This window comes from Mesorhizobium sp. M7A.F.Ca.US.005.03.2.1, from assembly GCF_003997795.1.
Classification (GTDB): domain Bacteria; phylum Pseudomonadota; class Alphaproteobacteria; order Rhizobiales; family Rhizobiaceae; genus Mesorhizobium; species Mesorhizobium ciceri.
This window is the reverse complement of the sequence record NZ_RZRP01001471.1, coordinates 1-722: the sequence shown is the minus strand read 5'-3', so window position 1 is coordinate 722 and position 722 is coordinate 1. Positions and strand designations below refer to the sequence as shown.

The following is a 722-nucleotide window of genomic DNA, read 5'->3' as shown; positions in this document are numbered from 1 at the left end:
AGCCCGGCGGACGGCCCGGCACGACATTGATGAGGTCGGCTGCATCAACGCCGTCGCCGACCTTGTTGGGCGCGCGCACCTCGCCCGGCAGCAGATGCGGCGCCTCGGCGCGCAGGAAGGCGCCGATGCCGTCGAGCATGACCTGGCCGGTATATTCGCCGGCCATCGGCAGATGCTCCTTGCCAACCAGCCTGGTGCCTCGACCGGCCTTGTGCAGCATCGAAGCAAAGGCCTGTTCGATGTAGTTGGGCTGGCCTTCCTCGACGACCAGCACCGACTGCTTGCCCTCGCAGAACGACAGGAACTCGTCATCGATCAAGGGATAGACGGCATTGAGCACATAGAGCGGCACGTCGGTGTCGCCATAGGTGTCGGCAAGGCCGAGCCGCTGCAGCGCGCGGATGACCGAATTGTACATGCCGCCCTGCATGACGATGCCGACCGAGCCATGGTCCGAGCCGAAGAACTCGTTGATCTTGTTCTTGGCGATGAAGTCGACCGCCGCCGGCCAGCGTTTCTGCACCTTCTCCTTCTCATGCAGGAAGGAGGCGGGCGGCAGCACGATGCGGCCGGTGTCGCGGCGCGGCGCGTCGAGGGCATCGGCGACCGTCATCGGCGGCCGCTTGTTGTCCTTGGCGATGAAATGGCCATGCACGTGGCAGCAGCGGATGCGCACCTGCAGCATGACCGGCGTGTTGGAAATCTCCGACAGCTCGAAACCA

General features: G+C 64.8%; 1 pseudogene. It reads right to left on the bottom strand.

Going from position 1 to position 722, the window contains the following annotated elements:
- Positions 1 to 722: pseudogene (locus tag EN991_RS38560) on the bottom strand (indolepyruvate ferredoxin oxidoreductase); the annotation flags it as partial.